General features: G+C 62.2%; 11 protein-coding genes and 1 pseudogene. 4 read left to right on the plus strand and 8 right to left on the minus strand.

Annotation, left to right across the window (positions count from 1 at the left end; translation table 11 throughout):
• Positions 1–143: 143 nt before the first annotated feature.
• The 3 genes and pseudogenes from leuA to M2396_RS24385 all read left to right on the plus strand — a co-directional run bounded on the left by leuA (position 144) and on the right by M2396_RS24385 (position 4,228).
• Positions 144–1,817 carry a 2-isopropylmalate synthase gene (gene leuA, locus M2396_RS14520; protein ID WP_181108798.1) on the plus strand — a complete coding sequence of 558 codons (1,674 nt, stop codon included), beginning with the start codon at positions 144–146 and terminating at the stop codon, positions 1,815–1,817.
• A gap of 569 nt (positions 1,818–2,386) precedes the next feature.
• Positions 2,387–3,367 (plus strand): annotated as a pseudogene (locus M2396_RS24380) (nitrate- and nitrite sensing domain-containing protein); the annotation flags it as partial.
• Positions 3,362–4,228 (plus strand): methyl-accepting chemotaxis protein, encoded by an 867-nt coding sequence (locus M2396_RS24385; RefSeq protein ID WP_409035103.1) that lies wholly within the window; start codon positions 3,362–3,364, stop codon positions 4,226–4,228. The pseudogene M2396_RS24380 and the gene M2396_RS24385, both read left to right, overlap by 6 nt.
• Before the next feature lie 198 nt (positions 4,229–4,426).
• Here M2396_RS24385 and M2396_RS14530 read toward each other — a convergent pair whose 3' ends face one another.
• From M2396_RS14530 to zwf, 3 genes are read right to left on the minus strand one after another with little or no spacing between them, the layout of a single operon-like run.
• The gene (locus M2396_RS14530; protein ID WP_188035479.1) at positions 4,427–5,101 is read right to left on the minus strand and encodes a bifunctional 4-hydroxy-2-oxoglutarate aldolase/2-dehydro-3-deoxy-phosphogluconate aldolase; all 675 of its coding nucleotides are present in this window, start codon (positions 5,099–5,101) and stop codon (positions 4,427–4,429) included.
• Positions 5,102–5,118: 17 nt separating this feature from the next.
• On the minus strand, positions 5,119–5,832 hold the full coding sequence (gene pgl, locus M2396_RS14535) for a 6-phosphogluconolactonase (RefSeq protein WP_181108803.1): 714 nt from the start codon (positions 5,830–5,832) through the stop codon (positions 5,119–5,121).
• On the minus strand, positions 5,819–7,288 hold the full coding sequence (gene zwf, locus M2396_RS14540; RefSeq protein ID WP_101316985.1) for a glucose-6-phosphate dehydrogenase: 1,470 nt from the start codon (positions 7,286–7,288) through the stop codon (positions 5,819–5,821). Before zwf ends, pgl begins: the two co-directional genes overlap by 14 nt.
• A 211-nt stretch (positions 7,289–7,499) precedes the next feature.
• Here zwf and hexR point away from each other — a divergent pair, with 211 nt between their 5' ends.
• Positions 7,500–8,363 (plus strand): DNA-binding transcriptional regulator HexR, encoded by an 864-nt coding sequence (hexR, locus tag M2396_RS14545; RefSeq protein WP_178080816.1) that lies wholly within the window; start codon positions 7,500–7,502, stop codon positions 8,361–8,363.
• Here hexR and M2396_RS14550 read toward each other — a convergent pair.
• The 5 genes from M2396_RS14550 to M2396_RS14570 all read right to left on the minus strand — a co-directional run bounded on the left by M2396_RS14550 (position 8,356) and on the right by M2396_RS14570 (position 13,642).
• Entirely contained in the window at positions 8,356–9,210 is an 855-nt protein-coding gene (locus M2396_RS14550) for a D-hexose-6-phosphate mutarotase (RefSeq protein WP_150573734.1), read from the minus strand. The genes hexR and M2396_RS14550 overlap by 8 nt on opposite strands.
• 146 nt (positions 9,211–9,356) lie before the next feature.
• Complete coding sequence (locus M2396_RS14555) at positions 9,357–10,700, minus strand: carbohydrate porin (protein WP_150571063.1); 1,344 nt, start codon at positions 10,698–10,700, stop codon at positions 9,357–9,359.
• 37 nt (positions 10,701–10,737) lie between these two features.
• Positions 10,738–11,892 carry an ABC transporter ATP-binding protein gene (locus M2396_RS14560; protein WP_150571064.1) on the minus strand — a complete coding sequence of 385 codons (1,155 nt, stop codon included), beginning with the start codon at positions 11,890–11,892 and terminating at the stop codon, positions 10,738–10,740.
• A gap of 3 nt (positions 11,893–11,895) precedes the next feature.
• Positions 11,896–12,741 carry a carbohydrate ABC transporter permease gene (locus M2396_RS14565; protein ID WP_101316975.1) on the minus strand — a complete coding sequence of 282 codons (846 nt, stop codon included), beginning with the start codon at positions 12,739–12,741 and terminating at the stop codon, positions 11,896–11,898.
• A complete protein-coding gene (locus tag M2396_RS14570) occupies positions 12,734–13,642 on the minus strand; it encodes a carbohydrate ABC transporter permease (RefSeq protein WP_101316973.1) in 909 nt (302 codons plus the stop codon). Before M2396_RS14570 ends, M2396_RS14565 begins: the two co-directional genes overlap by 8 nt.
• Between the last annotated feature and the right edge of the window lie 20 nt (positions 13,643–13,662).

Below are 13,662 nucleotides of genomic sequence, written 5' to 3' on the forward strand. Positions count from 1 at the left end.
TAGCACCCTCATTTTGCTCCGCCAACACCGCAGCCTCTGCCTGGTCAGTGCCCGACTACCAGGGTGAATCGCGTCGCCTCGCCTATTCATCTCGTTATCGTCCGGCAGGCCCGATCTCGGCCGCACCCAAAAGGATTATTCGCATGACCATGCTCAAAGACCCGTCGAAGAAATATCGCGCCTTCCCCACCATCGATTTGCCCGACCGCACCTGGCCGTCCAAGACCATCACCGAAGCGCCGATCTGGTGCAGCTCGGACCTGCGTGATGGCAACCAGTCGCTGATCGAGCCGATGGACGCGGAGAAGAAGCTGCGTTTCTGGAAGACGCTGGTGCAGGTTGGCGTGAAAGAAATCGAAGCGTCGTTCCCGTCTGCCTCGCAGACTGATTTCGACTTCGTGCGTACCTTGATCGAAGGCGGCCACATCCCGGATGACACCACCATCCAGGTACTGACCCAGGCCCGCGAAGACCTGATCGCACGCACCTTCGAGTCGCTGCGTGGGGCGAAAAAGGCCATCGTCCACCTGTACAACGCCACCAGCCCGTCGTTCCGCCGCATTGTCTTCAACCAGGACAAGCAAGGCGTCAAGGACATCGCCGTCAACGCCGCCAAGCTGTTCGTCAAATACGCAGCGCAGCAGCCCGAGACGCACTGGACCTTCCAGTACTCGCCAGAGACCTTCAGCGCCACCGAACTGGAGTTCGCCAAGGAAGTCTGCGACGCCGTGACCGAAGTGTGGAACCCGACGCCTGAGCACAAGATCATCTTCAACCTGCCAGCTACCGTTGAAGTGGCCACGCCGAATATCTACGCCGACCAGATCGAATGGTTCTGCCGCAACGTCAATCGCCGCGACAGCGTGATCATCAGCCTGCACTGCCACAACGACCGTGGCACTGGCATTGCTGCCACCGAGCTGGGCCTGATGGCCGGTGCCGACCGCGCCGAAGGCTGCCTGTTCGGCAACGGCGAGCGCACCGGCAACGTCGACCTGGTGACCCTGGCGCTGAACCTCTACACCCAGGGTATCGACCCACAGCTGGACTTCTCCGACATCGACGGCGTACGCAAGGTCGTCGAGGAGTGCAACCAGCTGCCGGTGCACCCGCGTCACCCGTACGTCGGCGACCTGGTTCACACTGCGTTCTCCGGCTCGCACCAGGACGCCATTCGCAAAGGTTTCAGCAAGCAGCAGGAAGGCGAGCTGTGGGAAGTACCGTACTTGCCGATCGACCCGGCCGACATTGGCCGCAGCTACGAGGCGGTGATCCGCGTCAACAGCCAGTCGGGCAAAGGCGGCATCACCTACCTGCTCGAGCAGGAGTACGGCATCAGCCTGCCACGCCGCATGCAGATCGAGTTCAGCCAGGTCGTACAGGGTGAAACCGACCGCCTGGGCCTGGAAATGACCGCCCAGCAGATCTACAAGCTGCTGCACAAGGAGTACCTCCAGGCCAACGCCCCGTACGCCCTGGTCAGCCACCGCCTGCAGGAAGAAAACGGCAGCAGCAAGGTCGAAGTGGAAGTAGCCGGTGAAGGCGAAACCAACCTGCACTGGCACGGCAAGGGCAACGGCGCGCTGGAAGCGCTGGCGGCCTGCATGCCGGTTGCGGTAGAAATCATGGACTACAACGAGCATGCCATCGGTGCCGGCACCAACGCCAAGGCTGCCGCCTACATCGAGCTGCGCGTTGCCGGTGGCCGCCCGGTGCATGGTGTGGGTATCGATGAAAACATCACTACCGCAAGCTTCAAGGCGCTGTTCAGTGCCCTGAACCGCTCGCTGAGCCAGGAAGAGGCCAAGGCGGCTTAACTCACCGCCGGCCCATAAAAAACCGCATCCAAGGATGCGGTTTTTTTTTGTCGAGCATTTCAGCGCTGTCGGTAGGAGCGGCCTTGTGTCGCGAAAGGGGTGCGAAGCGCCCCCATATTTTCAGCTTCGCCGCTGACATAGCCGGGCCCGCTGTGCGGGCCTTTCGCGACACAAGGCCGCTCCTACGGGGATGCGCGCACGGCGGGGCAAACGTTGATTTTCGAACTAATTATCTTTATGTCGCAACTAACTGAACATGCACTGACATGGATCAACACTTTGTTTATTGCACTAAAGCTGGGCAGCAAATTCTCCGACGAAATACGTCGCTTATTACCTTCGCTTTATTTTATTAAACATTTAACATAGTGGCTGCGTGCCACCAATGACAACAACAGCTTCGGCACTCGCCATATTTACTTCTGCTCACAAGTATATCGAGGCCAAAGCCAATGTTGACCAACGCACCGCTACGCCAGAAACTGTTGTTGATATTGCTGTTCCCCCTGCTCGGCTTTCTGGTGCTAGCCGGCCTGTTTCTGAACGACAACCTGCGCACCCTGCGGGACATGCAGGCCACGGTCAGCGCCAGCGGCACCGCCCAGTCGATCAGCCAGCTGATCACCCGCCTGCAACGCGAGCGTGGCGCCAGCGGCGTGTTCATCGGTAGCCAGGGCAAGAACATGGGCGATCGCCTTGGTCAGTTTCGCCAGGACAGCAGCGCTGCACTGGAAACACTGCGCAACCTGCCGGAAAAATCCGCTGAGTTGAGCCAGACACTAAGCAGCCTCGAGCAACTTTCAGCGCTGCGTGGCCAGGTCGACGGTTTGAGCATCGACAGCACGCAATCCAGTCTGCGTTATACCGAACTTATTCAACAGCTGATCGGCTATACCCATTCATTGGAAAACCGCGTCACCGATACTGCCGTGGTACAAGCGCTCAGCGCGCTCAATCAATTTATCGAACTCAAGGAGCGCGCGGGCCGTGAGCGCGTTATCCTCGGCCTGGCATTCAATCAGGATCACTTCGATGCGGCACTGTTATCGCGCTTTAGCCGTAACCTGGGTGAATTCACCGCTTATAGCGAAGGTTTTATGCGCAAGGCACCCGCCGGCGTATTGAGCCAATACCAGAACGCTCTGCAAAGCCCGGCAGCTCTGGAAGTGTCAAAACTGCAGAAACTGGGTTTCGACGTACCGCTGGGCCAGCCTCTGAATACCAAGCCTGAAGCCTGGTTTGAACTTGCGACCCAACGCATCGACCAAATGAGCGAAGTCGAAACCAGCCTGGCGCAGACCGTCGGCCAACTTGCCGAGCAGGCCCGCAGCGGCGCCGCCCGCGCGCTCTGGCTGACCGCTATTGGTGCAGCGCTGGCGCTATTCTGCGTGGCTCTACTGGCATCGCTGATCATCCGCAGCATGGGCCGGGCGGTGCATGACATCAACGCCACCCTGAATGCCCTGGCCGGCCGCGATCTGACCGCACGCACCCACTATCGCAGCCAGGACGAATTCGGCCAGATCGCCGCCAACCTCAACCGCATGGCCCAGGAGATCACCGAGATCGTCCAGGAGATCGGCAGCGCGACTGCTCAGGTGGCCACGGCTGCCGAAGAGTCGTCGGCCGTCACCCTGCAAACCAGCCGCAGCGTCGAACAGCAACGCCAGAGCACCGAACTGGTCGCCACCGCGATCAATGAAATGAGCGCCACCGTGCGCGACGTGGCCCAGAGCACCAGCGATGCAGCCAACCTTTCCCAGCAGATCCATGGCAGCACCGTGGTGGGCCGCGAGGAGATCGAAACCACCATCACGCTGATCCGCGAGTTGTCCAGCCAGGCCCAGCAGACCGCCACCATCATCGATGAGCTCAAGGACGAAAGCGACGCCATCACCTCGGTGCTGGACGTGATTCGCGGCATCGCCGAGCAAACCAACCTGCTCGCCCTCAACGCCGCCATCGAGGCCGCCCGCGCCGGCGACCATGGCCGTGGCTTTGCTGTCGTCGCCTCGGAAGTGCGCACGCTCGCTCAGCGCACTCAGGAGTCGACTGGCAATATCCAGCAGATGATCAGCAACCTGCAGGCAGGCTCGGACCGCGCCAACGCCTCGATGCTGGAGACCCTGAGCAAGGCGCAGTCAGGCGCCGAACGTATCGGTCGGGCCGGCGAATTGCTCGGCAATATCGCCGAAGGCGTGGCCACCATCAACGACCGTACTATCCAGATCGCCTCGGCCGCTGAAGAGCAGAGTGCGGTCTCGGAAGACATCAGCCGCAACGTCAACGAGATCAACGACCTGGTCATCCAGGTCAGCGCCGGCGCCCAGCAGACCGCCGTCACCAGCCAGGAACTGGCGCGCCTGGCCGAGCATCAGCAGCAACTGGTCAGCCGCTTCCGCCTGGCCTGACCAATCCGCCTGTAGGAGCGGCCTTGTGTCGCGAAAGGGCTGCGCAGCGGCCCCTCGATTTGTGCAGCGCCGCGAGATTGCTGGGCACGCTACGCGCGCCTTTCGCGACGCAAGGCCGCTCCTACACAGCCGTTCGGCCCAAAAAAAAGGGGCGCTGACCAAGCGCCCCATAAGCCGTGCAGCACACAACGAATTCAATCAGTCGAACAATGCCAGCGCCTCGGCGCTGCATTCGGTAATGCGGTTCCAGTCGCCGTTCTTGATCCAGCTGCTGTCAAGCATCCAGGTGCCACCCACGCACATCACGTTGTTCAGCGCCATGTAGTTGCGCACATTGCCTGGATTGACGCCGCCGGTTGGGCAGAAGCGGATATCGCCAAACGGCCCGCCAAAGGCCTTGATCGCTGCCACGCCACCGCTGATTTCGGCCGGGAACAGCTTGAAGCGGCGGTAACCGAGGGCGTAGCCCTGCATGATCTCCGACGGCGTGCTGATGCCTGGCAACAGCGGAATGTCACTCTCTACACCGGCAGCGAGAATGTCGGCAGTGATCCCCGGGGTCACCACAAACTGCGCGCCTGCGGCCTGGACAGCAGTGAACATACCGCGATCGAGCACAGTGCCGGCGCCGATGCACAGTTCCGGGCGCTGCTCGCGCAGCACTTCAATGGCCTTCAAGCCATGCTGCGAGCGCAGGGTTACTTCCAGCGTGCGAATGCCGCCAGCGGCCAGCGCATCGGCCAGCGGCAGGATGTCCTGCTCACGGGCGATGGTAATCACCGGCAGGATCCGTGCAGCGGCGCAGATCACATCGATCCGCGCGGTTTTTTCGGCCATCGACAGCAAAGGCTGGGGGCGTTCAAGGGTGGTCATGACAGTGGATCCTTGGCTCATGGGCACCAGTAGATGCTCAGGGGGTCGTGAAGAAAGGCGCGAATCGGCATTTCGCTGGGGTCATCGCCCGCCAGCGCGGCGCGCAGGGTCGCCAGCTTGCCGGCCCCCTGCACAGACAAAGCAGTAAAGGCAGCGCTGGCCAGCAAGGCGCGGGTCATGCTCAGGCGCTGATGCGGGACGCTGGGCGCAAGCATCGGCAACACTCGCTGCTCCCCGACCTTGGCCAGGCCCTGGCGCAACAACGGGCTGGCCGGGAACAGCGAGGCGGTATGGCCATCGTCACCCATGCCCAGCACCAGTACGTCGATCGGCGGCAACTCGGCGAGGGCTTGATCGGCCTGCTCGGCGGCGGCCTCAAGGTTGCCGGCGTTTTGATACAGGCCGATGAAACGGGCCTTGGCCGCCGGGCCTTTGAACAGGTGCCGGGCCAACAGGCCAGCATTGCTGTCGGCATGCTCGACCGGCACCCAGCGCTCGTCGGCGAGGCTGACGGTGACTTTGCTCCAGTCCAGCTCGGCGCTGGCCAGCTGTTCGAGAAACGGCACGGGGCTACGCCCGCCAGACAACACCAGGCAGGCCTGGTCTCTACTGGCAATGGCCTGGCGCAGACGCTCGGCGACATCCGCCGCCAGGCGTGCAGCCAACGCCTTGGCATCAGCCAGTTGGTGCGTCGTGACGACGCTTGGCAGTTGCAGTTCAGATATCGCCATACCATGACCTCCCATCACGTGTAATCAGTGCAATCGAGCTCATCGGCCCCCATGAACCGGCCGCATAGGGCTTGGGCGCGTCACCGGCGTTTTTCCAGCCAGCGATCAGCTGATCGCACCACTTCCAGGCATATTCGATTTCATCCTTGCGCACGAACAGGTTCTGGTTGCCGCGCATCACTTCCAGCAGCAAGCGCTCGTAGGCATCCGGAATCCGCGCACTGCGCCAGGTGTCGGAAAAATTCAGTTGCAGCGGGCCGCTGCGCAGTTGCATGCCCTTGTCCAGGCCCTGCTCCTTGGTCATCACCCGCAGCGAAATACCTTCGTCCGGCTGCAGGCGGATGATCAGCTTGTTGCCGATCTGCAAGCGCTGTTCCGGAGCGAAGATATAGTGCGGGGTTTCCTTGAAGTGGATGACGATCTGCGACAGCTTGCCAGGCATACGCTTGCCGGTGCGCAGGTAGAACGGCACCCCCGACCAACGCCAGTTGCGGATATCGGCACGCAGGGCGACGAAGGTTTCGGTGTCGCTCTGGGCGTTGGCATTGTCTTCTTCGAGGTAGCCCGGCACTGGCTTGCCATCGCTGTAACCGGCGATGTACTGGCCGCGGACCACGGCGGTGCTGAGGGCCTCGCCAGTGATCGGCGCCAGGGCCTTGAGCACCTTGACCTTCTCGTCGCGGATACTGTCGGCCGAGAGGTCGCTGGGCGGGTCCATGGCAATCAGGCAGAGCAGCTGCAGCAAATGGTTCTGGATCATGTCGCGTAGCTGGCCGGCCTTGTCGAAGTAGCCCCAACGGCCTTCGATACCGACCTTTTCGGCCACGGTGATCTCCACATGGGAGATCGAATTCTGGTTCCACTGAGTCTCGAACAGGCTGTTGGCGAAGCGCAGGGCGATCAGGTTCTGCACCGTCTCCTTGCCCAGATAGTGGTCGATGCGATAGACCCGGCTCTCGGGGAAGAACCGCGCCACCGCGTCGTTGACCCGCCGCGATGACTCAAGATCGTGCCCGATGGGTTTTTCCAGCACCACCCGGGTGCGCTCGACCAGGCCGGCCTTGTCGAGGTTCTCGCAAATCGCGCCGTACACCGCCGCCGGGGTGGCAAAGTAGGCGATCAGCGGCACGCCTGGGGCGGCCTGTTCAGCGAGGGTCTGATAGCCCTCGGGTTGGAGGAAATCCAGATGCAGGTAGCTCAGCCGGGCCAAAAAGCGCCCAAGCGTAGCCGCTTCAATATCGGCATCGGGCACAAACCGGCGCAGGTGCGCTTCGATGTTGGCCAGGTGCTGCTGGCTGTCACCGGCCTCGCGGGCCAGCGCCAGCAAGCGCGAATCGGCGTGCAGGAGGCCGGCACGGTCGAGCTGATAAAGCGCGGGGAACAGCTTGCGCAGTGCCAGGTCGCCCAAGGCGCCAAACAAGGCAAAGGTGCAAGGTTCAACACTGATCGCAGCCATGATGTTGGTTCTTTCCTAAAGTTGGCCTAGGAATATCGTTTTCAACCGCACTTTTCAAGAGGTAATGTAGTAAAAACCACAACATTGCCGACAAGTGTTACAGACAAGTGGTAGATCAACCCCTACCGACAGTACGATAGACAACCCTGCAAAAAGCCTGCTGTAACGCCAGCCGGCCGTCTTCTCGACCCAAGGACATACCATGGACCGCGTGCGCAACCTTCTGGAACAGATCCAGGGACGCCTCGATGAGCTGAACAAGGCCGAACGCAAAGTCGCCGAAGTCATCCTGCTCAACCCGCAACAGGCCACCCGTTTCAGCATCGCCGCACTGGCCCAGGCGGCCAAGGTCAGCGAACCGACCGTCAACCGCTTCTGCCGCTCGTTCGGCGTCAGCGGCTACCCGGAACTCAAGCTGCAGCTGGCGCAGAGCCTGGCCAGCGGCGCCGCCTACGTCAGCCGTGCGGTCGAGGCTGATGATGATCCGGCCGCCTACACCCAGAAGATCTTCGGCAGCGCCATCGCCTCGCTCGACAGTGCCTGCCAGCAACTCGACCCGCAGCAGGTCAGCCGCGCCGTCGACATGATGATCCAGGCCCGCCAGATCCACTTCTTCGGCCTCGGCGCCTCGGCCCCGGTGGCACTGGACGCCCAGCACAAGTTCTTCCGCTTCAACCTGGCCGTGTCGGCCCACGCCGACGTGCTGATGCAGCGCATGCTCGCCTCGGTAGCACACACCGGCGACCTGTTCGTGATCATCTCCTACACCGGGCGCACCCGTGAGCTGGTCGAGGTTGCCCGCGTCGCTCGCGAAAACGGCGCCTCGGTGCTCGGCCTGACCGCCGCCGGCTCGCCGCTGGCCAACGCCTGCAGCATGAGCCTGCATATTCCGCTGCCGGAAGACACCGACATCTACATGCCGATGACTTCGCGGATCATCCAACTGACCGTGCTCGACGTCCTGGCCACCGGCATGACCCTGCGCCGCGGCGTCGACTTCCAGCCGCACCTGCGCAAGATCAAAGAGAGCCTCAACGCCAGCCGCTACCCGATCGAGGACGACGAGCTCAATTGAGCCGGTGCGCCTGCAGGCTCAGGTGCGCCTGCTCGCCCGGCGCCAGGCTCAGGCCAGCGGTGCTGCCGCTGGCGGCTTCGACACAGACGAAGCGCTGACTCTCGCGGCCACTGACGCCCATCAGCGGACGGCTGCCGGGGTGCCAGACCACGGTGTCGTCGCTGTCGCCGGTATCGATGCACAGCTCGCGGTCCCAGGTCGGGTCGTGCAACTGCACCGATGAGGTGCCTGGATACACTCGCTGACACCCGCCGCCGACCTTCAAGGCGCCCTTCTGCCGGCAGCTCTGCCGGCTGAGCTGGTCATAACCTTCAATGTTTTCGAGCCCAGACAGCGCTATCTTGGCAACGTCACTAATACGCCAGTAAGCCAGCAGAGCATGACTCAATTGGCAGGTTTCACTGTCCTGATGCACGGTGCTGAGCTTGAGCTCCATGTTCTTGCCGAGCCGCGCGTGCAGGTCGACCTGCCACTCACACAGCTGCAACTGCCACACCAGGGTCACACCGTCATCGTCGGATGTGCTGCTCAGCAGCTTCCAGTCCAGTAGCCGGGCCCAACCATGGGTAGGCCACAGGTCTTCACTGGGGTGGCGCCCGTACCAGGGCCAGCACACCGGCACTCCCCCGCGGATCGCGCCAACTTGCGGCCATTGCTCGGCGCACCACAACCACGGCCGTTCGCCGCTCGGCTGAAAGTGCAGCAATTGCGCACCCTGACGGCTGAACACCGCCTGGCAGTGCGGGTGATCGATGACAAGGACATCGCGCTGTTGATGACGCTCCCACTCGAAGACGGGCCTGGGCCGCTGCGGGGTGAACAAGCAGTGGAGCGGATGTTCGGGCATGGCTGGTAACTCTTGTTGTCATTAGGGCCGCGGTTGCCGGCCAAACGCGTCGCCACGCACTGCTGAAACAGCCTGCGTGACAACGGCTGGGCGACAAGCGACCGCAGTGCGGTCGCTACGATGGCGTAAATTTACAACATTTAGCCTCAGAATGACGACTGAATCTTCAGCCCTGCGACCAGCGCGTTGTCGACTTCATCAACCCCACCTGGGCTTTTGATGTACTGCAGGTTGGGCCGCACGGTCAGCCAGTTGGTGACGTGGAAGCCGTAGTACAGCTCGGCGTTGTACTCGGTGCGCTGCAGCGGCACAAAGCCCATGTCGTTGTAATCACTGATACCGCTCTGTGCGTTGAGCTGCTCGGCGCGCTTTTTCACGTCATCGTTGACGTGGATCCGGGCGATGCCGAAGCCGATGTCATCCTTGGGCCGTGAATCGAAAGCGCCTTTGTAGACCATGCCGACTTGCTGGTAGTTGTCGACCACGTTGGTGGCCTTGTCGTGCACGGTGAAGTTGGCGAACAGGCTCAGGCCACGATTGACGTCACCGGCATGTGCAGTGACTTGCTGCTGGGCCACCACCCACCAGCCGTGCTTGCTCGAGTGCGACTTGAAGCCGACGCCGCTGATGCCCTGGGCGTTGCCGTTGACATCCTTGTAGACGTCATCGGCCGAGGCCGTGCTGTAGTAATAACCCAGGCGGTATTCACCCGGCAGGCCATTGACCCTGGGCTGCCAGACCGCCTCGACCGGAATGATCGCGCCTTTGGTGCCACTGCCGCTGAGCTTGAAGCCGTTGCCGGTTTCGAGGTTGGACGGGTTCTGCTCGAACGCACCGACCTGCACGAAGACTTCCGGGGTGATGTTGTACTTGACCCGCAATGCCCACTGGCTAACGGGCCAGTTGTACCAGATGCCGCCAACCCAGTTACCCACCTGCGAGCCGCAGAACGCCAGGTTCTGGAAGTCGCAAGGGAAGCTGTTGAAGTCCTCGCCCGGGCCGTAGCGGCCGAATTTGACGTCCAGCGCGCCATCGAAATACTTCTGCTTGATCCACATCTGGGTCAGCCGCCAGGTCTGGCCGCGGCCCCAGACTTCCTGCACCGAACTGAACTGACCGGCGCGCGGGTCGCTGATGCGGTCGTTGGACAGGTTGCGGCCGCTGCGCTCGGTGACCGCCAGCTTGAACTCGGTGTCGTGCCAGCCGAGGATTTTCTCCAGGTCCAGGTGCATGCCGAGGGCGAACTGGTCGCTGTAGCGCGCAGTCTTGTCGTCGTTGTAACCGCCATTGAGGTTGCCGGCGACCTCACCGACGTAGTCGAGGGTGAAGTCGTAGCCCTTGTCGAGCAGCTCGGTGCGGGTGCCGCCCCAGTCGCCACTCATCCATTTCGATTCGCTGGAGAAGGCCTCGGCGGCCTGTACGCTGCTGCTGCCGACCACGGCCAGCAAGGCCAGCGAACCCAACGTGCTGATGCGATTGCGATGTTCCATCCCTGTGCGTCCTCTTTTCTTGTTATGAAGGGTCCAATCAACGGCCCGCGATGTGGGCAACGTTGTCTTGCAAGGGTGCGGCGTGGCGAGCCAGGTGCAGGCGCTCACCGGTTTGCGCGTCGAACAGCAGCACCCGTGCCGGGTCCAGCTGCAGGTTGAGGGTGTCGCCGACCTGGCAGCTGATATCCGGCGCCAGCCGGCAGCACAGCTTGGTCTGGTTGACCGTGACGAAGACCAGCAGGTCCGGCCCGGTCGGCTCGGTGATCTGGACTTCGGCGCGCAACAGCGACAGGCCGTCGCCCTCCCCTGCACCGAGGCTGATCTGCTCGGGACGAATGCCGAGAATCACTTCACGGCCATCGAAGCCTTGGCTGGCCGCGCCCAGCGCCAGCTCGCAGCGCGCCTGGCCACTGTCGAGCAGCGCCAGCACACGGCCGCCCTGCTCGCGCAGGCGCACCGGCACGAAGTTCATCGGCGGCGAGCCAATGAAGCTGGCCACAAACTGGTTGGCCGGGTCGTTGTAGATCTGCTGCGGGGTGCCGAACTGCTGGATGATGCCGTCCTTCATCACCGCCACCTTGTCGCCCAGGGTCATCGCCTCGATCTGGTCATGGGTGACGTACACCGTGGTGGTTTTCAGCCGTTGGTGCATCAGCTTGATTTCGGTGCGCATCTCAACCCGCAGCTTGGCGTCGAGGTTGGACAGCGGCTCGTCGAACAGGTAGATCTTCGGCCGCCGTGCCAGCGCCCGACCCATCGCCACGCGCTGCTGCTGGCCGCCGGAGAGCTGGCCCGGCTTGCGCGTGAGCAGGTGTTCGATCTGCAGCAGCTTGGCTACCCGCGCCACTTCTTCGTCGATGGCTGCCTGGGGCAGCTTGCGGATCTTCAGACCGAAGGCGATGTTGTCGCGCACGCTCATGGTCGGATACAGCGCGTACGACTGGAACACCATGGCGATGTCGCGATCCTTCGGGCTCATGCCGCTGACGTCGTCGCCATCGATCAGGATCGCCCCGCCGCTGATGCTCTCCAGGCCAGCGATGCAGTTCATCAAGGTCGACTTGCCGCAGCCGGAAGGGCCGACCAGGATCAGAAACTCACCGTCCTTGATCGCCAGCTGGATGTCTTTCAGTGTGTCTGGCACACCAGTGCCGTAGGTCTTGTTGACGTTGCGAAGTTCGAGTGTGGCCATGACTTACCCCTTGACTGCGCCGGCGCTCAGGCCGCGCACGAAATACTTGCCTGCGACCACATAGACCAGCAGGGTTGGCAGGCCGGCGATCATTGCCGCGGCCATGTCGACGTTGTATTCCTTGGCCCCGGTGCTGGTGTTGACCAGGTTGTTGAGGGCCACGGTGATCGGTTGCGAATCGCCGCTGGAGAACACCACGCCGAACAGAAAATCGTTCCAGATCTGGGTGAACTGCCAGATCAGGCAGACCATGATGATCGGCGTCGACATCGGCAGAATGATCCGCCCGAAGATGGTGAAAAACCCGGCACCATCCAGCCGCGCCGCCTTCACCAACGCATCGGGGATGGTCACGTAGTAGTTGCGGAAAAACAGCGTGGTGAACGCCAGGCCATACACCACATGCACCAGCACCAGGCCAGCGGTGGTGTTGGCCAGGCCGAGCTTGCCGAGGGTGAACGAGGCTGGCAGCAGCACGGTCTGGAACGGCAGGAAGCAGCCAAACAGCAGCAGGCCGAAGAACACCTGCGAGCCACGGAAACGCCACATCGCCAGCACGTAGCCATTGAGTGCGCCGAGCGCGGTAGAGATCAGCACCGCCGGTACGGTGATCATGATCGAGTTCCAGAAATAGCCACTGACCGTGGCCCAGGCCTTGGCCCAGCCGATGCTGGTGACCACCGCCGGCCAACTGAGCAGGTTGCCGCTGCCGATGTCTTCCGGGGTCTTGAAGCTGGTCAGCAGCATCACCACCAGCGGCACCAGGTACAGCAGCACGGCAAACAGCAATACCGCATGAATGGCCAGCCGACTGAGGCTGATGGCCGGTTTGTCGAGGCGGCTAGTCATGGCGTTTGTTCCTCAGCTCCGAGTACAAGTAAGGCACCAGAATCGCCAGGATCGCGCCCAGCATAAGAATCGCGCTGGCCGAACCCATGCCCATCTGGCCACGGCTGAAGGTGAACGAGTACATGAACATGGCCGGCAGGTCGGACGAGTAACCCGGGCCGCCAGCGGTCATCGCCGCCACCAGGTCAAAGCTCTTGATGGCGATGTGCGAGAGGATCATCACCGCACTGAAAAATACCGGGCGCAGGCTGGGCAGAACCACCTGCCAATAGATCCGCGGCAAGCTCGCACCGTCGATCTGCGCCGCGCGGATGATCGACTGATCGACCCCGCGCAGGCCGGCCAGAAACATTGCCATGATGAACCCGGAGGCTTGCCAAACGGCAGCGATCACCAGGCAGTACACGACCCGGTCGGGGTCGATCAGCCAGTCCAGGCGAAAGCCTTCCCAGCCCCAGTCGCGCATCAGCTTGTCCAGGCCCATGCCCGGGTTGAGCAGCCACTTCCAGGCGGTGCCGGTGACGATCATCGACAGCGCCATCGGGTATAGGTAGATGGTGCGGATAAACCCTTCGCGGCGGATACGCTGGTCCAGCAGGATCGCCAGCAGCACTCCGATGACCAGGCTGATGCCGATGAACAGGCTGCCGAACACCAGCAGGTTCTTGCTCGCCACCCACCAGCGGTCGTTGTCGAGCAGGCGTGCGTATTGCGCCAGCCCTGCCCATTTGTAATTGGGCAAAAAGGTCGAGGTGGTGAACGAGAGGACAAAGGTCCACAGGATATAACCGTAGAAGCCCACCAGGATGATGACCATGGTCGGCGCCAGTACCAGTTTAGGTAACCAGCGCTGCACGGCGTCCAGGGGTGAGGCCCGCAGTTGCGCGGTCGCAGTAGTCATGGCAGCGATACCTGTCAGTA

Origin of the sequence: Pseudomonas sp. BIGb0278, assembly GCF_024809895.1 — a bacterium.
Lineage (GTDB): Bacteria > Pseudomonadota > Gammaproteobacteria > Pseudomonadales > Pseudomonadaceae > Aquipseudomonas > Aquipseudomonas shirazensis.

Coding starts and splice junctions, on each gene's coding strand:
- leuA (WP_181108798.1), top strand. CDS start 144: ATGACCATGCTCAAAGACCCGTCGAAGAAATATCGCGCCTTCCCCACC.
- M2396_RS24385 (WP_409035103.1), top strand. CDS start 3,362: ATGGCCCAGGAGATCACCGAGATCGTCCAGGAGATCGGCAGCGCGACT.
- M2396_RS14530 (WP_188035479.1), bottom strand. CDS start 5,101: ATGACCACCCTTGAACGCCCCCAGCCTTTGCTGTCGATGGCCGAAAAA.
- pgl (WP_181108803.1), bottom strand. CDS start 5,832: ATGGCGATATCTGAACTGCAACTGCCAAGCGTCGTCACGACGCACCAA.
- zwf (WP_101316985.1), bottom strand. CDS start 7,288: ATGGCTGCGATCAGTGTTGAACCTTGCACCTTTGCCTTGTTTGGCGCC.
- M2396_RS14550 (WP_150573734.1), bottom strand. CDS start 9,210: ATGCCCGAACATCCGCTCCACTGCTTGTTCACCCCGCAGCGGCCCAGG.
- M2396_RS14555 (WP_150571063.1), bottom strand. CDS start 10,700: ATGGAACATCGCAATCGCATCAGCACGTTGGGTTCGCTGGCCTTGCTG.
- M2396_RS14560 (WP_150571064.1), bottom strand. CDS start 11,892: ATGGCCACACTCGAACTTCGCAACGTCAACAAGACCTACGGCACTGGT.
- M2396_RS14565 (WP_101316975.1), bottom strand. CDS start 12,741: ATGACTAGCCGCCTCGACAAACCGGCCATCAGCCTCAGTCGGCTGGCC.
- M2396_RS14570 (WP_101316973.1), bottom strand. CDS start 13,642: ATGACTACTGCGACCGCGCAACTGCGGGCCTCACCCCTGGACGCCGTG.